Consider the following 19,606-nt stretch of genomic DNA (forward strand, 5'->3'; position numbering starts at 1 on the left):
TCCTGTTGGATGTGGATATCAAAATCGGTGATTCGTCTCAGCGCTGATTGGTCTCGGTGCTGGTGGATCTCGGCGCGGGTGGTCTCAGTGCGGGCCGTGGAGGGCGGCGGTGAGCTTGGCCAGCGTGGCGCGGAGCTGCTCAAGCTCGTCGGCAGAAAGTCCAGCGGCATCAGCGAGGTGCTTGGGTATCCCGGTGGCCCTGCTGCTCAGGGCGCGCCCGGCGGAGGTCAGGTGGATGGCGACCCGGCGTTCGTCCTCCCCCGACCGGCGACGCTCCACCATACCCAGCGCCTCAAGGCGCTTCAGCAAGGGCGAGAGCGTGCCGGAGTCGAGGCCCAGCTCCTCCCCAACTTCCTTGACGCCCCGCGGCTCGTTTTCCCACAGGACCAACATCACGAGGTACTGCGGGTACGTCAGACCCAGCTCTTCGAGCATGGGCCGGTACACCGCTGTTGCCGCGCGCGAGGCCGAGTAGAGGGCAAAGCACACCTGTCGGTCGAGGCGGGGGGCTTCAGTCATGCCTAAAACGATAGACCACAATTCAATTGTGCACAACTTACCCACCAAAGAGGAGCGCGAACTGGCAGCTAATGCCCTCAAATCCAGGATTTGAGGGCATTAGCTGCCAGTTCGCGCCGGAGTCGCGGGGCCTTAGAGGTCGCGGATGGTTCGAAGGGCTGCTGCCGTGAGCACCTGGATGCCGAATCCGAGGGCACGTTCATCCACGACGTAGTCGCCACGATGCAGGTCGTACTCTTCGCCGCCTGGTGTCTTGGTGCCGAGGCGCATCATGGCCCCGGGACGTTCGGCCAGGAACCAGGCGAAGTCCTCCCCGCCCATGGACTGTGGCGTGAGCACCACGGCGCCTTCGCTGATCTCGGCCCGGGCAGCGGCCTCGATCAGGGCGGTCTCGTGCTCCGAGTTGACCACGGGCGGGACTCCCCTGGTGTGCTCCAGGCGGACGTCCACACCGTAGGGCGCGGCCACCTGATGTACCACTTCGTCCAGGAGTTCGCCGGCGTCTTTCCAGGCATCGCGGTCCAGGCAGCGCATGGTCCCGGCCATGAAACCGGTGCCGGGAATGGCATTTGGTGCCGATCCGGCGGAGATATGGCCCCACACCACGGAGACGCCGCTGCGGACATCCACCCGGCGTGACAGTACGGCCGGAACATTCACGGCGATCTGCGCCAGGGCGAACACCAGGTCCTCCGTGAGATGCGGACGGGAAGTATGCCCGCCACGGCCGCTCAGTTCGATCCTGATGGTGTCCGAGGCAGACGTGATAGCGCCGATGCGTGTACCGATGCGTCCGACGTCGATCCTTGGATCGCAGTGCAGCGCCAGGATGCGGGGCACACCGTCCAGGACGCCTTGTTCGATGCAGGACAGCGCACCGCCGGGCATTGTCTCCTCGGCAGGCTGGAAAATGATCCGGACGGTGCCGGTCAGGGGGGATTCCAAGTGCATACGCTGGAGGATCAATGCCACACCAAGCATGGTGGCGGTGTGGATGTCATGGCCGCAGGCATGCGTGACGCCGTGGTTCTTCGAGGCGAACTGAAGACCGGTCTCTTCAATGATGGGCAAGGCGTCAATGTCGCCGCGGAGGGCCGTGGCAATGGGCCCCTCGCCGATGTCCACCGTAAGGCCGGTGCCCTCAAGCCTGCGGGGGGCGAGGCCCGCCGCCTCGAGCCGCTCCACCACCTTGTCGGTGGTGCGGAATTCCTTGAAGGAAAGCTCAGGGTGCGCATGCAGGTCCCTGCGGAAGTCGATCAGTTCCGGAAGGAGCGGCTCCAGCCATGGCCCCACCAACGCGGTGGGCTCAGCTTCAGTAGTGTAATTACGCACAGATTTACTCTAGCGAGCGTCCACGGAATAGCGGCATCACGGTCGGCGCGTTACGGATTTGCCCGGTTTGCCAACCACTCAGGTTGCTAGAGAACGTCAAAATCACCGCTGGCCTTCAGCGCGTCCACGGCGGCCTTGACCCGCTGGGAGTGCTGCTTGGTGGTCACCAGCAGGGCATCTCCGGTGTCCACAATGACTACATCCTTGATGCCGATCAGCGCAATCACGCGCTTTGTGTCTGAAACCACCACTCCGCTGGCGTTTTCGGTGAACACGCGGGCGCCGTTGCCGATGACGGTGACGTCATCCACTTCGCGTGCACTGTTGAGCCGTCCCACCGAAGCGAAGTCCCCGACGTCGTCCCATCCGAAAGTGCCGGGTACAACCGCAACATCCCCGGCCGCGGCCGCGGGTTCAGCCACCGCATAGTCAATGGCGATCTTAGGCAGGGTGGGCCACACGCGGGCTGTGACCTCGTCGCGTTCAGGGGTGTCCCAGGCGCGGGCGATCTCCTGCAGCCCTTGGTAAAGCTCGGGCTGGTTGGCCTCCAGGTGCTTCAGCATCAGGGCCACGGGCGCCACGAACATGCCAGCGTTCCAGACGTACTCGCCGCTGTCCACATACTGCTGGGCAACTTCTTCGTCGGGCTTCTCAACGAACTCCACCACGGCCTGCGCACTGGGGGCGCCTTCGATGTTGAGCCCGCGCCCGGCACGGATGTAGCCGAAGCCGGTGGAGGGGTGCGTCGGCTTGATGCCGATGGTCACAATCTTTCCGGCGGCAGCGGTGTGGATGGCCTCCCGGACTGCTTCCCGGAAAAGATGGACCGGGCTGATCACCTGGTCTGCTGCGAACGACCCCATGATGGTGTCCGGATCGCGCTCATGCAGGATGGCCGCAGCCAGGCCGATGGCGGCACCGGAATCCTTTGGTTCGCTCTCCAGGACCAGGTCCGCATCCTGAAGTTCGGGCAACTGGCTGCACACGGCAGCCCGGTGGGCGGTTCCGGTGACCACCAGGACGCGTTTACCCGCGAGGGGCTCAAGCCGGTCATACGTGGCCCGCAACAAAGTGCTGCCCGAACCCGTGAGGTCGTGAAGGAACTTGGGAGCTGCTGCACGTGACAGGGGCCAGAGGCGGGTCCCCACTCCGCCTGCCGGAATGACCGCGATAAATCGGTTCAGGGGTGAATCCGGGCTTGTCACTTTGTCTGTACTCATCACCGCCTACTTTAGCCGACCCACCGTCGGGCTCCCTTTTCACATGGCCGAGTAACGCCTAAAAAAGCCATATCGTGTGGCGTTCGTCTCAATCAGCAAGGAAATCCGCAGTTGAGAGAGTCACCAAGGAACTCCTAAATTGAATAAGCTGTGAGCGAAGCCTAGATTTAGGCCTGAGCTTACGAGTGCTCTCGCAGCAGGCGTTCCCCCCGCGTGGATCCCATGCCAGCGCCGCTGTGTTGCAGGGAGGTTTATTCAGTGCCGACAAAACCAGCTGGCACCTTGTACCGCGGCCGTGAAGGCATGTGGTCCTGGGTAGGACACCGAATTACCGGTGTTGTGATTTTTTTCTTCTTGTTGGTCCATGTGCTGGACACCTCATTGGTGCGTGTGTCCCCCGAGGCCTACACGGCTGTTATCGGTACCTACAAGAATCCCCTGATGGCCCTGGGTGAAACGGGCCTTGTCGCCGCGATTGTGTTCCACGCCTTCAACGGCCTGCGCATCATCGCCGTGGATTTCTGGAAGAAGGGCGCAAAGTACCAGCGCCAGATGCTCTGGGCCGTCCTGGCGCTCTGGGTCGTCACCATGGTGGCCTTCTCCATCCGCCACCTGTCCCTCGCCTTCGGAGGTCACTAAGCCATGACTGCAACCATCCAGCCCCCGCGCAGCGGAAAAATCAGCAGCGGAAAGATCTCCCCGCAGTACCGCCGCACCGGTGGATCCAGGGGCAACTTCGAGATGCTGGCCTGGCTGTTCATGCGCCTGTCCGGCGTCGTGCTGGTGGTGCTCATCTTCGGCCACCTTTTTGTGAACCTCATGGTGGGCGAAGGCATCCACGCCATCGACTTCGGCTTTGTGGCCGGCAAGTGGGCCGACCCGTTCTGGCAGGTCTGGGATCTGGCCATGCTGTGGCTGGCCATGCTCCATGGCACCAACGGCGTGCGCACCATCATCAACGACTACGCCGAGAAGGACTCCACGCGTCTCTGGCTCAAGATCGTCCTCTATGCGGCCACCACCGTGATCATCGTCCTGGGCACCTTGGTGATCTTCACCTTCAACCCGTGCCCCGTGGTGGACGGTGTTCCGCTGCCCGGCGGCTTCTGCCCGGCTGCGTAACAGCAGCATCTGGAGCCCGCGGTGAGCCGCGGGCTGTGTTTTGCGGAGCAGGCTTCGCCGGCCCGTTGTTTTATAGCGAATTTTGAGAGAAAGAGCGTCTGGTATGCAGGTCCATAAGTACGACGTCGTCATCGTCGGTGCCGGTGGCGCTGGCATGCGCGCCGCGATCGAATCCGGTCAGCGCGCCCGCACAGCAGTACTGACCAAGCTCTACCCCACGCGCTCGCACACGGGTGCAGCGCAGGGCGGCATGTGTGCGGCCCTTGCCAATGTCGAGGAAGACAACTGGGAATGGCACACTTTCGACACCATCAAGGGCGGCGACTACCTGGTTGACCAGGACGCCGCTGAAGTCATGGCCAAGGAAGCCATCGACGCCGTGCTGGACCTTGAGAAGATGGGCCTGCCCTTCAACCGCACGCCCGAAGGCCGGATCGACCAGCGACGCTTCGGCGGCCACACACGTGACCACGGCAAGGCCCCTGTCCGCCGCGCCTGCTACGCCGCGGACCGCACCGGCCACATGATCCTGCAGACGCTCTACCAAAACTGCGTCAAGCACAACGTGGAGTTCTACAACGAGTACTACGTCCTGGACCTCCTGACCGTCGAGGAGGACGCTGTCCGTGAGGACGGCACCCCGTACAAGCAGAAGCGCGTTGCGGGTGTGGTCTCCTACGACCTCGCCTCCGGCGAACTGCACGTCTTCCAGGCCAAGTCGGTGGTGTTCGCTTCCGGCGGCGCAGGCAAGGTCTTCAAGACCACCTCCAACGCCCACACCCTCACCGGCGACGGCATGGGCATCGCGTTCCGCAGGGGCATCCCGCTGGAGGACATGGAGTTCTTCCAGTTCCACCCGACAGGCCTCGCGGGCCTGGGCATCCTCCTCTCAGAGGCAGCCCGCGGCGAAGGCGCCATTCTGCGCAACTCGGAGGGTGAGCGCTTCATGGAGCGCTACGCCCCCACCATCAAGGACCTGGCGCCACGTGACATCGTGGCCCGCTCCATGGCCAACGAGGTCCGTGAAGGCCGCGGCTGCGGCCCCAACAAGGACTACGTCCTCCTTGACCTGACCCACCTGGAGCCGGCGCACATCGACGCCAAACTGCCGGACATCACAGAGTTCGCCCGCACCTACCTTGGTGTAGAGCCCTACACCGAGCCCGTCCCCGTATTCCCGACGGCGCACTATGCCATGGGCGGCATCCCCACGAACATCACCACCGAAGTGCTGCAGGACAACGACACCGTGGTTCCCGGCCTCTACGCCGCCGGTGAGGTGGCCTGCGTGTCCGTCCACGGGTCCAACCGCCTGGGCACTAACTCGCTGCTGGACATCAACGTGTTCGGCAAGCGCGCAGGTATTGCCGCCGCTGAATACGCCAAGACAGCACAGTTTGTGGACCTCCCCGAGGATCCGGAAGCCTACACAATTGAGCTGCTGGACATTGCCCGCAACGGCAACGGCGAGGAGAAGGTGGCTGTGATCCGCAAGGAACTCCAGGACACCATGGACGCCAACATGCAGGTGTTCCGCACGGCAGACACGCTCAACCAGGTTCTGAATGACATTGCGTCCTTCGAGGAGCGGTACAAGCGCATCAGCGTCCAGGACAAGGGAAAGCGCTTCAACCTGGACCTGCTTGAAGCTGTGGAACTCGGCTTCCTGCTGGAGCTCGCCAAGGTCATGACCGTGGCTGCCCTGCACCGTGAAGAATCCCGCGGCGGCCACTTCCGCGAGGACTTCCCGGACCGTGACGACGACAAATTCATGAAGCACTCCATGGCGTACAAGGACGACTACGCCTCGGCTGACGGTACGGGATCCGCGGAAGCAATCGCGGGAATCCGTCTGGCCACCAAACCGGTTGTCTTTACCCGCTACGAGCCAATGGTGAGGAAGTACTAAGATGTCCGCTGAACTTGCTGAGCCAGCCTCAAAGATTGAGCTGCCTGCCCACGTTGGAGGCGGCGGCGAAATCCCCACCTTCGACATCACCCTGCGCGTCCGCCGCTACAACCCGGAAGTTTCCGAGGACGCCACGTGGGATGACTTCAAGCTGACCATGTACGGCACAGACCGTGTCCTGGACGCCCTGCACAAGGTCAAGTGGGAGATGGACGGCAGTGTCTCCTTCCGCCGCTCCTGCGCCCACGGCGTCTGTGGCTCCGATGCCATGCGCATCAACGGCCGCAACCGCCTCGCCTGCAAGACCCTCCTCAAGGACCTGGACACATCCAAGCCCATCACCGTTGAGCCCATCAAGGGCCTGCCGGTGGAGAAGGACCTCATTGTGGACATGGAACCGTTCTTCCAGTCCTTCCGCGAAGTCATGCCGTTCCTGATCAACAAGGGCCACGAACCCACCAAGGAACGCCTGCAGTCCGCCGAGGACCGTGAGCGCTTCGACGACACCACCAAGTGCATCCTCTGCGCCGCGTGCACGTCGTCCTGCCCCGTGTTCTGGACCGACGGCCAGTACTTCGGGCCCGCCGCGATCGTGAATGCCCACCGCTTCATTTTCGATTCACGTGACGACGCCGGCGACATGCGCCTGGAGATCCTCAACGACAAGGAAGGCGTGTGGCGCTGCCGCACCACCTTCAACTGCTCTGAAGCATGCCCCCGCGGCATCCAGGTGACGCAGGCAATCGCCGAGGTCAAGCAGGCAATCCTTTCCCGCAAGATCTAGCACCCGTTTCCAGACGGACGTTACAGCCGACGGCGTCGCCTCCCCACAGGGCCCACAGACATAGGGTCCCCTGCCCCAGCTTGCGAGGGTAGGGAATGAATGGGGATGTGTGGCGCCGTCGTTGTTTCACGGCAATTACCGCCCAAACGAAAGGCGAGGCAGTGTCCCGTTCCGAAAGAGTCAGCTTCGAAGGATCCACCGGGGAGATCCTGTCCGGCATCCTGGACGTCCCGGAGGTGCCGGTCAGAGGCTGGGGAGTCTTCTCCCACGGCTTCACGCTGGGCAAGGACAGCCCCGCCGCTTCACGGATGTGCAAGGCATTGGCGGACACCGGCATAGGCATGCTGCGTTTTGACAACCTGGGCCTGGGCGATTCCGCCGGTCTTTGGTCCGAGGGCTCCTTCAGCCACAAGGTGGCCGACACGGTAAAGGCCGCCGAATTCATGCGCGCCCAGGACAAGACGATCTCCCTGCTGGTGGGCCATTCGTTCGGCGGCGCCGCCGTGCTTTCAGCCGCCCGGCAAATCCCCGAGCTCGACGCCGTTGCCACCGTCGCTGCCCCGTTCTCGCCCAAGCATGTGGCACACGTCTTCGACGCCGCCCTGGACAAGATCCTCAGCGAGGGCAGCGCCGAAGTGGACCTCGGCGGCAAGCGGGTGGAGATCCGCAAGCACTTTGTGGAGGACCTGGAGAACGCAGACCTCACCGACTGCATCAGGCAGCTCCACAAACCACTCATGGTGCTGCACTCCCCCACGGACAACACGGTGGGCATCGAAAACGCCAGCACCATTTTCCAGACGGCCCGTCACCCGCGGAACTTCGTCTCGCTCGAAGGCAGCGACCACTTGCTGACCGGCAAGGGCCAGGCGGCCCGGGCGGCCAGGATCATCTCTGCCTGGGCCGACCAATACCTCGACGCCGGGAAGTAACCGCGGCGGAACCGTCGTGGTCCACCGGGACCTTGCCGGGCTGCACCTGCCGGGACCCCCAGCCTGCTTTTTCGTGGGCTGCGGGAATGCTTTTGAGGTCTTCCTCGCGGATAACGGCCCAGCCGGCGGAGGCCAGGTAGACCTGGCTGACCAGGTTGAACCAGATCAGCAGCCCGATGATGATGGCGAACGGGGCAAGGATGGGGTTCCGTCCCGCACCCGCCAGCAGTTCCGTGCTGAAGACCTGGAGTACGGTGGTCCCCACCGCGGCGAGGATGGTGCCCTCCAGGAGTGCCCGCCGCGACAGCTTGAGGCTGCCGGCCAGGCGGAACATGATGACTGCGGTGGCCCAGTTCAGGCCCAGCGGAACACCGATCTTGATCAGCGTAGTCAGCGGGCCCGCCACGGCGTCGTCCAGCTGCAGGAAATCAGCGACCCATCCTGCCGCTGTGCCAAAGATGAGGGAGGCTCCCGCGCTGATCACCAGGGCGACGCCCAGCAGCAGCAGGGTCCCGGCGTCGCGGAGTTTCAGCACAACGGGGTTAGTCTTCAGGGGCGGCAGTTGCAGCACGCCGCGGAGGCCGTCGCGCAGGGCGGCAATCCAGCCCAGCGAGGTGACGATGGTAACCACGGCGGCGATCACCGCCGTCCATCCCAGCCCTTCCGGGTTCAGCAGGTCCTGGGGATCAACCAGGCCCTCGCCGCCGCCCACCTTCAGCAGTCCGGGCGCGCTCTGCGCCACGCTGCTAATGATCATGTCCAGAAGGGCAGGCTGGCCCCGCAGCACCAGCCCTGCAATGGAGAAGCCGGTGGCCAGTAGGCCCGTGATGGAAAAGAACATTCTAAAACCGATGCCGGCGCTCATGAGCGGGCCGTGCTGGAGGTTGTAGTGCTGCCATGCCCTCATCGGCCTGAAGGCATTAAGCCTGGCCAATAGCCACTGGAACATGGCCATCAGACTGGCTACCGGACCGCCGTCGGATCTTCTGGCCTTGCCCCAGTCCATCCGCTTCTGGATGACGGCAAGCTTCAGGCGGGCACCTTCAGTGGGAAGCGGTGGCTCCGTCTGCGTCGGCGTTCGCGGACCAGGTCCCGGCGTCGTTTTCGGTTTCGGTCCCAAAGTCCAGCTCTTCCCGTAGCTGCCAAATGCCATCGGCATCGTGCTCGTAAAGTCCCATGCTAACCACTGGGAAGGTTGCCCTATAGTCCTTGAGCACCGTTTCGGCTTCGTCAAGGCTTTCCGGGGCAACATCGTGGGCGATGGTGACATGCGGATGGTACGAAAAAGGCAGGTCCCGCTGGAGCGGACCGGTCTGGAGTTTCTCGTGGAGGTCCACGCAGGCTCCGAAGCCCTCCTCCACGTTGATGAAGACCACCGGCGACACCGGCCGGAACGTTCCTGTTCCTGCGATGGTGATCATAAAAGGGGCCTGCCTGCGGGCCACCTCACGGACGTGCGCCCGCGTTGCCTCCCAGTCCTGGGTGGGCGTGGTGGTGACCAGTGTGATGTGGGCGGGAATAACCCCGGCCATGGGGTCCCCGAAGGAAGCCCGCCATTGCTGGAGTTCCTCGGCGATGGCCGGAGGGAATCCCAGAATGACACCTACACTCATTCCGTTGCTGACATTGCTGGTGGCCGGCATTGGGCTAGCGGACCCCTGCCAGGCTCAGGGAAGGCAGGAAACCCATCCGCTCGTAGACCTGGCCGAGCGTCACGGACGCGATTTCGCGTGCCCGATCGGCACCCTGTGCCAGAAGCCTGTCCAGCTCCGCGGGATCATCCATGAGCTCGTTGGTCCGGTTCCGCAGCGGCGTGATGAAGTCCACTACGACCTCTGCCAGGTCCGCTTTCAGGTGGCCGTACATCTTGCCCTGGTACTCGGTTTCAAGGTCAAGCACTGACTTGCCCGTCAGCGTCGAATAGATGGTCAGGAGATTGGAGATGCCGGGCTTGGCCTCTGAATCGAAGCGGACCTCGGTGCCGGCGTCCGTGACGGCGGTCTTGATCCGCTTGGCGGCGGTCTTGGGGTCCTCCAGAAGCTGGATGGAACCGTTGGGTGACTCTCCGGTCTTGGACATCTTGGCGCTGGGATTCTGGAGATCGTAGATCTTGGCGCTGGCCTTGAGGATGGTGGCCTCAGGCACCGTGAAGGTCTGCCCGTACCGCATATTGAACCGCTGCGCCAGGTTGCGGGTCAGCTCCAGGTGCTGGCGCTGGTCCTCGCCTACCGGAACCAGGTCACTCTGGTAGAGGAGGATGTCGGCCGCCATGAGAGTGGGGTAGGCGAACAGGCCGAGCGTTGCGGAGTCGGCACCTGACTTCTGGGTCTTGTCCTTGAACTGCGTCATGCGGGACGCCTCGCCGAAGCCGGTGATGCAGTTGAGCGCCCAGGCGAGCTGGGCGTGCTCGGGCACATGCGACTGCACAAAAAAGATGCTCTTGTCCGGGTCGATGCCCGCTGCGATGTACTGTGCGGCAACCACACGGGTGCGTTTGGCAAGCTCGGCCGGTTCGAAGTCCACGGTGATGGCGTGGAGATCGGGGATAAAGAACACGGCATCGTATTCAGCCTGCATGTCCACCCAGTTACGGACAGCACCGATGTAATTGCCCAGGTGCAGTGAATCCGCAGTGGGTTTGGCGCCCGAAAGGATGCGCTTCTTGGTGACAGGGGATGGTGAGCTAGTCATTCAGAAAAACCTTAGGTGCTTAGAGCCGGTAGTCCACTACCAGCGGGGCATGGTCAGAAAAGCGTGTGTCCCACGAGGCCGCCCGGTCCACGACCGCCGAGATTGCGGCGGAAGCCAGGGCCGGCGTCGCAAGGTGGTAGTCGATGCGCCAGCCAGTGTCATTGTCAAAGGCCTGGCCACGCTGCGACCACCAGGTGTAGGGGCCGTCGACGCTGCCCGCCAGGCCCCTGTGGACATCCCTCCAGCCGATCTCCTCGCCGAAGAAGCGATCAAAATAGGCCCGCTCGTCAGGGAGGAAGCCAGCCTTCTTAACGTTGCCCTTCCAGTTCCTGATGTCCAGCTCCGTGTGGCCTACGTTGAGGTCGCCCACGACAAGGGAATGGTCGCTGTGCTTTGTCAGTTCAGGCAAGCGGGTGCTCATTGCATCCAGGAACCGGTACTTGTCCACCTGCTTGGGTGTACCCACCTCACCGGAGTGCACGTAGGCGCTGGCAACGGTCAGCTGCACGGGGTTTCCGCTGGCGTCGGCGATCCGGAAATCAGCCTCCACCCAGCGCCCAGCAGTGGCGAAGTAGTCATCACCGATGCCGTTACGGGTGTCCAGCGGTTCTTCACGGGAAGCAATGGCCACACCTGCGCGGCCCTTGGCCTCTGCTTCAGCGTGCAGGATATGCCAGCCCTCGCCGAGCAGTTGACGGACAATCGCGTCCGGTGCCCTGACCTCCTGGAGGCAGAGAATATCCACCTCGCGCGGCTCCAGCCATGCCGCCATACCGTTCTTGTAGGCAGCCCGAAGGCCGTTAACGTTGACTGATGCGATGCGAAGGTGGTCCTTCTTCAATGCCGAGCTCACCCGCTCTACTCTAGTCGATGATGGTTCCGGTGACCGGGTCCCCGGTGCCGCCGGAGGACCTGATCATGTCCCGGGCATTCGTGGCAGTGATTTCGATGGTTTCCAAGGCGCGGCGGATGGTGTCCTGGTCAGCTGCCTCCCCCTTGGCGCGCTCCTCCTCCACCACTCGGATCTGCACCTGCACGATCTTGAAGGAATGATCGAGCTTGAGGTCGCGGACTTCGTCCGCTTCGTTTCGCTCGGCCACGATCCGTGTGCCGCCATGGTCGGCAGAGGACGACGACGGCGCGCGGCCAGTTGCGCTGTTGAAGGCGTTCTGGGCTTCGGTGAGTTTGGCACCGGCTTTTTTGGCGGCCTTCTGGATGCTGAAGACCACAAACGCAGCGAGGGCGAGCCAGAAGGCGGCGATGACCGCCACAACCCAGCCGACGACGTCGTTCTGGTTGGCTGCGAAGATGACCGCCACAATGAAGGCGATGACAAACACCATCATTCCCGGTCCGCTGATGCGGAGCATGGAGAATCCACCCTTTCGGGGAAGGGAATGTGACGATGACTTGGAGCTGCCCAAAGATTGCATGAGGCTATTGTCTCAAACGCCGCGGCAGACCACCGACCCTTCCACCTCCGGCGAACAGCACCCCCCTGCCCGCCCAACTGACTCGCAGTTAACGCTCTCAAAACCGGTTTTCAGTGCGTTAAGTGCGAGTCAGTTGGGTCTGGGCGGCTCACTTGAGGAAGAGCTTCCGCAGCCTCACGGTGGTCAGGAGCATCCCCGCCGCCGTCATCAGCAGGTAATAGCCGATATGGATGGCTGTTGCCGGCGTGAATGTGCCCACGCTGATCTGGCGCAGCAGTTCCACTCCGTGCCAGAGCGGCATGGCCTGGATGAGCCACTGGATGTACTGGGGGTAGACGCTGAGCGGGTAGAACGTGGCGCTGAACAGGAACATAGGCAGCATGATGAAGTTGATCCAGTCCATCTGCTGGAACGTCTTCAGGAAGCTGGTGATGCCCATTCCCATACTTGCGAAGCCAAAGGCAATCAGCACGGAGGCGGGGACCATCAGGATGGCCCAGGGCGTGGTGATCAGACCCATCAGACCCATCACGGCCGTGAAGCCTGTGGCGTACAGTAGCCCGCGCAGGAGTGCCAGGAAGATCTCCCCCAGCGCAACGTCCAGCGGGCCCAGCGACGTGTAAAGCATCCCCTGGTACAGCTTGGCGAAGTTCATCTTGAAAAAGACGTTCCAGGTGGAGTCGTAGACCGCCCCGTTCATGGCGGAAACGGCCAGCAGCGCCGGGGCGATGTAGGCGGCGTAGCTGACCTCTTCCCCGCCGGGCCCCTGCACGGCGCCCACAATAGAGCCCATCCCCACACCCATGGAGATCAGGAACAGTACGGGTTCGAAGAAACCGGAGAGCATCACCAGCCAGTTGCTGCTCCTGGTGGCCATGAGGCCGCGGGAAATCACAGCTTTGGCGTTGCGCGAATACAGCGGCCCGAACGTCCTGTTGCGGGCCTCCTCCGTGACGCTGTGGCCACCGGTAAGGATGCTCATTGCCCCATCCTCCTAATGAACTGGCGCTTGGTGAGGATCCAGCCCAGGACCGCGAGCCCCAGCAACACTACGACATGCACCAGTGTGAGCAACGGCTGTTCCTGGTAGCCGTACGTGAAGACGCGGCCAAGCTCGGTGCCGTGCCAGATGGGCGAAATCCAGCCGATCCAACGCACGCCCAACGGCAGCGTGTCCAAAGGGAAGAACGTTCCGGAGAACAGGAAGAGCGGCATCACGATGAACCTCATCACCAGTGCGAACTGTCCCTTGTCCTCCGTGATGGAGGCCGAGTAGGCCATCAACGGCAGGCCAAAGGAGAGCCCGGCCAGGGTCGCCACCAGGACGGACACCCATCCCCAACCGCCGGGCGAAGCCCCGAACAAGGCCACGGCCGCAAAGTAGATGGCCGATTGCAGGAGCAGGCGCACCGTCACCGCAATGATGTGCCCGGCCGCGATCTGCTCCGGCGTCAGCGGCGAGGCGTGCGGGCCAAAGTAGGTCCGGCGCCACTTGAAGCCCCCCATGACCGGGAACGTGAATTCATTTGCCGCCGTCATGACGCCAGCGGACACCAGCAGCGCAGGGGCGATGAAGGCCAGGTAGCTGACCCCGCCGAAGGCCGCTGCTCCGTCGCTGTCAACCAGCGTTGCCAGTCCGACCCCCATCGCGAACAGGTAGGCCACAGGCTGGCCCACGCTGTACATCAGGATGGAGAAACCGTAGCCCCACAGCACCCTGAGCACCTGTTCCGCGTAGTAGAAAGCACCCCAGCGGCGGGCCTTCGCAGCGGAGATTTCCGGGCTGTGCGCCCGCGGAGCAGTCTCAGTCAACCCGGCAGAATCACTCAACGAGGCTCCTACCGGTGAGCCGGAGGAACACGTCCTCCAGCGAGGACCTGCGCACCAGCGAGGTCAGTGGCCGCAGGCCACGGGACGCAACCTGCTCAAGGGCCGCCTCGCCGTCGTGGGCGTAAATCAGCACCCGGTCCGGCAGGGCTTCAAGCCGTTCACCGATTCCCTGCAACTCCGGCCCGATGGTCGTGTTCCGCTCGGAGCCGAACCTCAGCTCAAGGACCTCGCGGGTGGAATGTTCCCGGATCAGCTGCGCGGGCGAACCCTCCGCCATGATCCGCCCTTTGTCCACCACGATGAGCCGGTCGCAGAGCTGCTCAGCTTCGTCCATGTAGTGCGTGGTCAGGACCAGCGTGACGCCCTGCTCCTTGAGCCGGAACAGCCTGTCCCAGAGGATGTGCCGGGCCTGCGGGTCCAGCCCGGTGGTGGGTTCGTCCAGGAGCAGGATGCGGGGTTCGTTGATGAGCGAGCGGGCAATGGTCAGGCGCCGCTTCATGCCGCCGGAGAGCGCATCAACCTTGGATTTCGCCTTGTCCGTGAGCTGGGCGAACTCCAACAGCTCGTCGGCCTTCGGCTTCAGGTAGCTCATGGGCAGGCCGAAGTAGCGGCCGTAGACCAGGAGGTTCTCGCGCACCCTCAGTTCCTCGTCCAGGTTGTCCTGCTGCGGCACCACCCCCAGGTGCGCCCGAACCTCGGGCCCGTGGCTGTCCGGATCCAGGCCCATGATGCTCAGGGTTCCGGAGGTACGCTGGGTGACGCCGCCGATCATCTTCATCGTGGTGGATTTGCCGGCGCCGTTGGGGCCCAGCAGCCCAAAGGACTCCCCTGCCGGAACGCTGAAAGAGATGCCATCGACGGCAGCCACTTCGCCGTAGGTTTTCCTGAGGTTCTCCGCTGCGATCACGGTCTGCTGCTTCATCGGGCTGCCGGTTGAGGTGTTGGAGGACAGGATGGCTTCGTTGTGCACCTCAGCAGACTAGTGGAGCATTCCTGAATGCGGAAGGGGTTGGCGTGAACGTTCACGCCTGACCTTCGGGTGGCCGTGGCTGAGGGCCAATATTGTGGGGGACATTGCTGCGGCGCAGCTTGGCTAGCGCGGCTGTTCGGACCGCAGCACTTCCAGCCGCTGCCTGTATTCCGTTTCATCGACCTCGCCGCGTGCGTAGCGCTCACGCAGGACGCTCTCGCCACCCCGGGCAACGTCCCACTGATGGTTCCGGCGCCAGGTCCTCCGTGCCGCGAAGATGATCAGTCCGATCACCAGGATCCAGAACAGCGGGAACAGCAGGAACCAGGGCGAGAAAGCGCCCCCCTCCAGCCACGGCCCGTGGGCGGGGACCGTGCCGGTGATGTCTTGTGCTGCGGGGAGGGCGGCCAGTGCTGATGCTGTGAACATGTGCGTTTCCTACCTTTTGGTTCTCAATACTGAGCCGCCTTTCGGCTCTGTCTCGAGTCTCGCCGTCGGATGCCGGCGCCGCGTCCGACGTCGGGAGTCACCTTGGCGGGGCACTGTACTCCCGTGGGAGACGTGCGAATACACCCAGTCTCAGGCACTCACCCTGCCCAGCCGGGCCGCACGAGGCCGGATTCGTAGGCGAGCACCACCAGTTGTGCCCTGTCCCGGACCATGAGCTTGGTCATGATCCGCGAAACATGGGTCTTGGCCGTGAGCGGGGTGATGAACAGCTGTTGCGCGATTTCCGTGTTGTTCAAGCCCTCCCCGACCAGCCGCAGGACTTCCCGCTCCCGCTCAGTGATCCGGTCCAGCGCCGCCGGAAGCTCCGCAGCTCTCGACTGCAGGGCCAACTGGGCCATGATCCGCCGGGTAACCGCCGGCGACAGCAACGCATCGCCGTCGTGCACCACTCGGACTGCGCGCAGCAGTTCCTCGGGTTCGGTGTCCTTGACCAGGAAGCCGGCCGCCCCGGCGCGAACGGCCTCCGCGATATAGTCGTCAAGCTCGAACGTGGTGAGGATGATGACCCGGGTGCCCGGAAGTGCAGGGCTGGCAAGGATCTTCCGGGTTGCTTCCAGACCGTCGCCCTCCGGCATGCGGATGTCCATCAGCACCACGTCGGGTTTCTCGCGCAATGCCAGCCGCTCAGCGTCCCGGCCTGTCCCGCATTCTGCCACCACGGCCATGTCCGGCTCGGCATCCAGCAGCGCCCGAAAGCCGGCGCGGATGAGGTTCTGATCGTCCGCCAGCAGGATCCGGATCATGGCCGGTCCCCGTTGCCGGTGCCGGGCAGCGGGAAAACCGCCCGGACGCGCCAGCCCGCGTCCCCGCGCGCGGTCCCCGAGTCCACGGTGCCCAGATCCAGCCTGCCGCCCAGAGCCGCCGTGCGCTCCCGCATCCCCGTGATTCCGTTGCCTTCTGGCATGCCGGCTGCGCCAGCGCCGTCGTCATCAATGGTCACCGTGAGCTGCCCGCCTGCCAGCTCCGTGGCGGTGGCAGCAGGGGTACCAAGGGATTCAGCCGCCCGCGCAGCAGCTGCCTGGGAACGAAGTACGACGACGGCCTTCCGCGCCCCGGAGTGGCGCACCACGTTGGTCAGTGCCTCCTGAACTATTCTATATGCGGCCTCTTGGACGGGCGCGTGGACATGCACCTGGGCAGGCAGGTTCAGCTCCAGCCGGACGTCCAGCCCTGCGCGGCGGGCATTATCCACAAGTTCGGGAATTCGGGCGATGGTACGTGGTGGCGCTGGAGTCAGCGGGGCGTCATCACGGAGCACGCCGAGCAGTTGCCGGATCTCGGCCAGCGAATCCTTGCTCGCGGCCTTGATGGCCTCCAGGGCGGGACGGAAGTGCGCGGGATTCTTCTCCCCCAGGTGAAGCGCCACCGATGCCCGCACATTGATCAGTGACAGCGAGTGCGCCACAACGTCGTGAATGTCGCGTGCCAAGGTCAGCCTGTATTCGTCCCGGGCGGCCTGCTCCGCAGCTTCGCGCTGGCGGTGCCGTTCGGCCACCCGCTCGCTCCGCAGCCGGATGCCCTCACCCAGCAGGACCAGGATGCCCAGCCACGACGTGGCGGCAAAGACACGGATCAGCGCGGCCTCATCGCCGCCAAGGACGGAACCGACAACCACCGCCACCGCACAGAGACCTGCCACCGTCCACGCCAGCCCGCGCATTCCGGACGCGGCGGTCAGGACCAGGGCCAACGCAAAGGAGAGGAAGACCGGGCCCCAGGCATACCCGAGGGACAAGTAGGACGCCATGGCAACCACGGCCAAGGGCAGCATCGCCCCGGGCGCGCGCCGGCGCAGGGAAAGAGCAGCCGGGCCGAGCAGCAGGAGTGCGAAAGCAAGCAGGTCGAGGGGCCGGTGATCAGGCTGCCGCGCCGAGGCGAACACCGTGCCCACCACCTGGATCACTGCCACCACAATCACCATGACGGCGGTGGGTGGTCCCCGGAAACGGCGCTGCATAGTCCGAGCCTAGCCTCGCCGGAAGACACCGTCGTCTGATGAACGGCGTAGGGCGCCTACTCCCACGGGAGTAGGCGCCCTACTGAACCAGCTTCTGCGGTGCAGATCCCCGCTTTTAGGCGATGCCCGAAGGGCTTTCCGCCGCCAGCTGGCGTTCCGCGGCCTCGACCACGTTGGTCATGAGCAGCGCCACGGTCATGGGGCCCACGCCGCCGGGGTTCGGCGAAATCCAGCCGGCTACCTCGGCAGCGGCGGGATCGATGTCGCCGTGGACCTTGCTCTTGCCCGTCTCGGGGTCGGTTTCACGGGTGACACCGACGTCGAGCAGCGCCGCACCCGGTTTAACGTCAGCAGCCTTGACGATGTGCTTGACACCCGCCGCGCCCACAATGACGTCCGCCTGCCGCAGCAGCTCGGAGAGGTTCTTGGTGCCGGTGTGCGTCAGCGTCACAGTGGCGTTCACGGCCCGCCGGGTGAGCAGCAGGCCGATCGAGCGGCCGATCGTGACGCCGCGGCCGACCACCACGACGTGCTTGCCCGCGAGGCTGTAGCCGTTGCGCTCCAGGAGCTCGATGACGCCACGGGGCGTGCACGGCAGCGGCGAGGTGATCTCGCCACTGACGTTGAGCACCAGCCGGCCAAGGTTGGTCGGGTGCAGACCGTCGGCATCCTTGGCGGGGTCGATCCGCTCGAGGACGGCGTCGGTGTCCAAGTGCTTGGGCAGCGGCAGCTGCACGATGTAACCGTGGCAGGCGGGGTCCGCATTGAGATCGTCAATGAGAGCTTCAACCTGGGCCTGGGTGGCATCCGCCGGAAGCTCACGCTGGATCGAGTTCATCCCGATCTCCATGGACTGCTTGTGCTTCATGGACACGTACAGCTGCGAGGCCGGGTCCGCCCCGACGAGCACGGTGGCAATGCCGGGAGTGACGCCGTGCGCCTTCAGTGCCGCGACACGCTCAGCCAGCTCGGACTTGATGGCGGCAGCCGCTGCCTTGCCGTCAAGGATCTTCGCGGTCTGCGCCATGGACGGGTTTACCACTGCTCATGCTGCGGGTAGAGCGGGAAGTCGGCGGCGAGCTTGTCCACGCGGGTCTGCAGCGCGTCCACGTCCGTGGCGGAGCCGGACTTCAGCGCGGTGGCGATGATGTCCGCCACTTCGGTGAACTCCTCTGCGCCGAAGCCACGGGTGGCAAGCGCCGGGGTGCCGATCCGCAAGCCGGAGGTGACCATCGGTGGACGGGGGTCGAACGGGACCGCGTTGCGGTTCACGGTGATACCCACCGAGTGCAGGAGGTCCTCCGCCTGCTGGCCGTCCAGCTGCGAGTTGCGCAGGTCCACCAGGACCAGGTGCACGTCGGTGCCGCCGGTGAGGACGGAGACACCCGCTTCGGCGACGTCGGACTGGTTGAGGCGGTCCGCGATGATCTTGGCGCCTTCCAGGACACGCTCCTGGCGCTCCTTGAATTCCTGGGTGCCGGCGATCTTGAAGGCCACGGCCTTCGCGGCGATGACGTGCATGAGCGGGCCGCCCTGCTGGCCGGGGAACACGTTGGAGTTCAGCTTCTTGGCCCACTCCTGCTTGGCCAGGATCACACCGGAGCGGGGGCCGGCGAGGGTCTTGTGCACGGTGGAGGTGACGACGTCGGAGTGCGGCACCGGGCTCGGGTGCAGGCCTGCTGCGACCAGTCCGGCGAAGTGCGCCATGTCGGTCCAGAGCAGCGCGCCCACTTCATCGGCGATGGAGCGGAAGGCGGCGAAGTCCAGGTGGCGGGGGTACGCGGACCAGCCGGCGATGATGACCTGCGGCTTTTCGGCGATGGCCTGTTCGCGCAGCTTGTCCATATCCACGCGGAAGTTGTCCGGCTCAACCTGGTAGGCGGCAACCTGGTAGAGCTTGCCGGAGAAGTTGAGCTTCATGCCGTGGGTCAGGTGGCCGCCATGGGCCAAAGACAGGCCCAGGATCTTGTCGCCGGGAGTGATCATGGCGGAGAGTGCTGCGGCGTTGGCCTGCGCACCGGAGTGCGGCTGGACGTTGGCGTATTCGGCGTCGAACAGCTCCTTGACGCGGTCGATGGCCAGCTGCTCAGCGATGTCAACGTATTCGCAGCCGCCGTAGTAGCGGCGGCCCGGGTAGCCTTCGGCATATTTGTTGGTCAGGACGGAGCCCTGGGCTTCCATCACGGCCCGCGGGGCGAAGTTTTCGGAAGCGATCATTTCCAGGGTGCCGCGCTGGCGGCCAAGTTCCTGGTCGAGGACTGCGGCGATTTCGGGATCGAGCTCGGCCAGCGACTGGTTGCTGACTGCGGCTGTTGTGGTGGCGGTAGTAGTCACGAAAAACTCCTGGCTAGGGATACGGGCACTGCTAAGGTCAGGCTACCGGCTGGCGCACCGCCC

The 19,606-nt window shown here is 64.2% G+C and carries 21 protein-coding genes; 5 read left to right on the plus strand and 16 right to left on the minus strand.

Translation table 11 applies throughout. The annotated features are described in order from the left end of the window. Positions 1-84: 84 nt before the first annotated feature. The 3 genes from QFZ30_RS14435 to QFZ30_RS14445 all read right to left on the minus strand — a co-directional run bounded on the left by QFZ30_RS14435 (position 85) and on the right by QFZ30_RS14445 (position 3,071). Complete coding sequence (locus QFZ30_RS14435; protein WP_307077314.1) at positions 85-519, minus strand: MarR family winged helix-turn-helix transcriptional regulator; 435 nt, start codon at positions 517-519, stop codon at positions 85-87. A gap of 132 nt (positions 520-651) precedes the next feature. Continuing rightward, positions 652-1,851: an amidohydrolase gene (locus QFZ30_RS14440; protein ID WP_307077316.1), complete on the minus strand. Its 1,200-nt coding sequence runs from the start codon at positions 1,849-1,851 to the stop codon at positions 652-654. A gap of 86 nt (positions 1,852-1,937) precedes the next feature. Continuing rightward, entirely contained in the window at positions 1,938-3,071 is a 1,134-nt protein-coding gene (locus QFZ30_RS14445) for a mannose-1-phosphate guanylyltransferase (protein ID WP_307077318.1), read from the minus strand. Between the two features lie 258 nt (positions 3,072-3,329). Between QFZ30_RS14445 and sdhC the strand changes: the two genes are divergently transcribed. The 5 genes from sdhC (at position 3,330) to QFZ30_RS14470 (ending at position 7,818) form a co-directional block, all read left to right on the plus strand. Beyond that, positions 3,330-3,710: a succinate dehydrogenase, cytochrome b556 subunit gene (gene sdhC, locus QFZ30_RS14450; protein WP_307077320.1), complete on the plus strand. Its 381-nt coding sequence runs from the start codon at positions 3,330-3,332 to the stop codon at positions 3,708-3,710. Positions 3,711-3,713: 3 nt separating this feature from the next. Beyond that, positions 3,714-4,193 (plus strand): succinate dehydrogenase hydrophobic membrane anchor subunit, encoded by a 480-nt coding sequence (locus QFZ30_RS14455; RefSeq protein ID WP_307077322.1) that lies wholly within the window; start codon positions 3,714-3,716, stop codon positions 4,191-4,193. Between the two features lie 103 nt (positions 4,194-4,296). Then, complete coding sequence (sdhA, locus tag QFZ30_RS14460) at positions 4,297-6,102, plus strand: succinate dehydrogenase flavoprotein subunit (RefSeq protein ID WP_307077324.1); 1,806 nt, start codon at positions 4,297-4,299, stop codon at positions 6,100-6,102. 1 nt (position 6,103) lies between these two features. Further along, positions 6,104-6,886: a succinate dehydrogenase iron-sulfur subunit gene (locus QFZ30_RS14465; protein ID WP_307077327.1), complete on the plus strand. Its 783-nt coding sequence runs from the start codon at positions 6,104-6,106 to the stop codon at positions 6,884-6,886. Positions 6,887-7,047: 161 nt separating this feature from the next. Next, entirely contained in the window at positions 7,048-7,818 is a 771-nt protein-coding gene (locus tag QFZ30_RS14470) for an alpha/beta hydrolase family protein (protein ID WP_307077329.1), read from the plus strand. On the opposite strand, the gene QFZ30_RS14475 is transcribed toward QFZ30_RS14470, so the two are convergent. The 13 genes from QFZ30_RS14475 to glyA form a co-directional block, all read right to left on the minus strand. Then, positions 7,775-8,824 carry a YihY/virulence factor BrkB family protein gene (locus QFZ30_RS14475; RefSeq protein ID WP_307077331.1) on the minus strand — a complete coding sequence of 350 codons (1,050 nt, stop codon included), beginning with the start codon at positions 8,822-8,824 and terminating at the stop codon, positions 7,775-7,777. The two genes, QFZ30_RS14470 and QFZ30_RS14475, sit on opposite strands and share 44 nt — an antisense overlap. Positions 8,825-8,861: 37 nt before the next feature. Further along, positions 8,862-9,461 (minus strand): 2'-5' RNA ligase family protein, encoded by a 600-nt coding sequence (locus tag QFZ30_RS14480; protein WP_307077333.1) that lies wholly within the window; start codon positions 9,459-9,461, stop codon positions 8,862-8,864. 4 nt (positions 9,462-9,465) lie between these two features. Beyond that, entirely contained in the window at positions 9,466-10,509 is a 1,044-nt protein-coding gene (trpS, locus tag QFZ30_RS14485) for a tryptophan--tRNA ligase (protein ID WP_307077335.1), read from the minus strand. A gap of 19 nt (positions 10,510-10,528) precedes the next feature. Next, on the minus strand, positions 10,529-11,362 hold the full coding sequence (locus QFZ30_RS14490) for an exodeoxyribonuclease III (protein WP_307077337.1): 834 nt from the start codon (positions 11,360-11,362) through the stop codon (positions 10,529-10,531). A gap of 10 nt (positions 11,363-11,372) precedes the next feature. Continuing rightward, complete coding sequence (locus tag QFZ30_RS14495; RefSeq protein WP_307077339.1) at positions 11,373-11,942, minus strand: hypothetical protein; 570 nt, start codon at positions 11,940-11,942, stop codon at positions 11,373-11,375. 148 nt (positions 11,943-12,090) lie between these two features. Then, the gene (locus QFZ30_RS14500; RefSeq protein ID WP_307077341.1) at positions 12,091-12,924 is read right to left on the minus strand and encodes an ABC transporter permease; all 834 of its coding nucleotides are present in this window, start codon (positions 12,922-12,924) and stop codon (positions 12,091-12,093) included. Further along, positions 12,921-13,754, minus strand: coding sequence for an ABC transporter permease (locus tag QFZ30_RS14505; protein ID WP_307077343.1), 834 nt, complete (start codon positions 13,752-13,754; stop codon positions 12,921-12,923). Before QFZ30_RS14505 ends, QFZ30_RS14500 begins: the two co-directional genes overlap by 4 nt. Positions 13,755-13,764: 10 nt before the next feature. Then, complete coding sequence (locus QFZ30_RS14510) at positions 13,765-14,694, minus strand: ABC transporter ATP-binding protein (protein ID WP_307080284.1); 930 nt, start codon at positions 14,692-14,694, stop codon at positions 13,765-13,767. 171 nt (positions 14,695-14,865) lie between these two features. Beyond that, complete coding sequence (locus tag QFZ30_RS14515) at positions 14,866-15,171, minus strand: SHOCT domain-containing protein (RefSeq protein ID WP_307077345.1); 306 nt, start codon at positions 15,169-15,171, stop codon at positions 14,866-14,868. Positions 15,172-15,329: 158 nt separating this feature from the next. Then, the gene (locus QFZ30_RS14520) at positions 15,330-15,995 is read right to left on the minus strand and encodes a response regulator transcription factor (protein WP_307077347.1); all 666 of its coding nucleotides are present in this window, start codon (positions 15,993-15,995) and stop codon (positions 15,330-15,332) included. Further along, positions 15,992-17,209: a sensor histidine kinase gene (locus QFZ30_RS14525; RefSeq protein ID WP_307077350.1), complete on the minus strand. Its 1,218-nt coding sequence runs from the start codon at positions 17,207-17,209 to the stop codon at positions 15,992-15,994. The genes QFZ30_RS14520 and QFZ30_RS14525 overlap by 4 nt, the downstream gene beginning before the upstream one ends. Positions 17,210-17,324: 115 nt before the next feature. Further along, positions 17,325-18,236 carry a bifunctional methylenetetrahydrofolate dehydrogenase/methenyltetrahydrofolate cyclohydrolase gene (locus QFZ30_RS14530; protein ID WP_307077352.1) on the minus strand — a complete coding sequence of 304 codons (912 nt, stop codon included), beginning with the start codon at positions 18,234-18,236 and terminating at the stop codon, positions 17,325-17,327. A gap of 8 nt (positions 18,237-18,244) precedes the next feature. After that, positions 18,245-19,543: a serine hydroxymethyltransferase gene (gene glyA / locus QFZ30_RS14535; RefSeq protein WP_307077354.1), complete on the minus strand. Its 1,299-nt coding sequence runs from the start codon at positions 19,541-19,543 to the stop codon at positions 18,245-18,247. Between the last annotated feature and the right edge of the window lie 63 nt (positions 19,544-19,606).

It is taken from the genome of Arthrobacter pascens (assembly GCF_030815585.1).
Classification (GTDB): domain Bacteria; phylum Actinomycetota; class Actinomycetes; order Actinomycetales; family Micrococcaceae; genus Arthrobacter; species Arthrobacter pascens_A.

Bases quoted from the DNA above. Each gene is read 5' to 3' on its own strand.
- QFZ30_RS14435 (WP_307077314.1), bottom strand. From the start codon at position 519: ATGACTGAAGCCCCCCGCCTCGACCGACAGGTGTGCTTTGCCCTCTAC.
- QFZ30_RS14445 (WP_307077318.1), bottom strand. From the start codon at position 3,071: ATGAGTACAGACAAAGTGACAAGCCCGGATTCACCCCTGAACCGATTT.
- QFZ30_RS14455 (WP_307077322.1), top strand. From the start codon at position 3,714: ATGACTGCAACCATCCAGCCCCCGCGCAGCGGAAAAATCAGCAGCGGA.
- sdhA (WP_307077324.1), top strand. From the start codon at position 4,297: ATGCAGGTCCATAAGTACGACGTCGTCATCGTCGGTGCCGGTGGCGCT.
- QFZ30_RS14465 (WP_307077327.1), top strand. From the start codon at position 6,104: ATGTCCGCTGAACTTGCTGAGCCAGCCTCAAAGATTGAGCTGCCTGCC.
- QFZ30_RS14475 (WP_307077331.1), bottom strand. From the start codon at position 8,824: ATGGACTGGGGCAAGGCCAGAAGATCCGACGGCGGTCCGGTAGCCAGT.
- QFZ30_RS14480 (WP_307077333.1), bottom strand. From the start codon at position 9,461: ATGCCGGCCACCAGCAATGTCAGCAACGGAATGAGTGTAGGTGTCATT.
- trpS (WP_307077335.1), bottom strand. From the start codon at position 10,509: ATGACTAGCTCACCATCCCCTGTCACCAAGAAGCGCATCCTTTCGGGC.
- QFZ30_RS14495 (WP_307077339.1), bottom strand. From the start codon at position 11,942: ATGCAATCTTTGGGCAGCTCCAAGTCATCGTCACATTCCCTTCCCCGA.
- QFZ30_RS14500 (WP_307077341.1), bottom strand. From the start codon at position 12,924: ATGAGCATCCTTACCGGTGGCCACAGCGTCACGGAGGAGGCCCGCAAC.
- QFZ30_RS14510 (WP_307080284.1), bottom strand. From the start codon at position 14,694: ATGAAGCAGCAGACCGTGATCGCAGCGGAGAACCTCAGGAAAACCTAC.
- QFZ30_RS14515 (WP_307077345.1), bottom strand. From the start codon at position 15,171: ATGTTCACAGCATCAGCACTGGCCGCCCTCCCCGCAGCACAAGACATC.
- QFZ30_RS14520 (WP_307077347.1), bottom strand. From the start codon at position 15,995: ATGATCCGGATCCTGCTGGCGGACGATCAGAACCTCATCCGCGCCGGC.
- QFZ30_RS14525 (WP_307077350.1), bottom strand. From the start codon at position 17,209: ATGCAGCGCCGTTTCCGGGGACCACCCACCGCCGTCATGGTGATTGTG.
- QFZ30_RS14530 (WP_307077352.1), bottom strand. From the start codon at position 18,236: ATGGCGCAGACCGCGAAGATCCTTGACGGCAAGGCAGCGGCTGCCGCC.